General features: G+C 40.6%; 1 pseudogene. It reads left to right on the top strand.

What is annotated here, in order from left to right:
- Positions 1–330: pseudogene (locus AC27VX_RS23910) on the top strand (T9SS type A sorting domain-containing protein); the annotation flags it as partial.

The following is a 330-nucleotide window of genomic DNA, read 5'->3' as shown; positions in this document are numbered from 1 at the left end:
ATTTATTCCAGAAGTTCAGCGGTACAAGGTAAGACATCTCCCATAAAAGATGCCCAAAATACATCCGACACCCGACACCTGACTATTGTACAAAAACAAAGCGACAATTACGGTGAAGGAGATTATACCGTCCTTAAAATAGATAAAAACGGAAAAATTGAGTGGGAAAAAAACTTCGGTGGCAAAGGTGATGACCACATCAGAACGCTTGCTTTAACTTCCACAGGATACATTATCGGAGGTGAATCCAGATCGGAAATATCAGGAAACAAAACGGTAGGCATTGAAGAGGGTACTGACCTGTGGTTGATTTTTTTAAACGAGAGAGGA

This window comes from Chryseobacterium sp. 14P4.3.2 (assembly GCF_057799275.1).
Note: the sequence above shows the minus strand (reverse complement) of the source record. Positions and strands in the feature narration are given on the sequence as shown.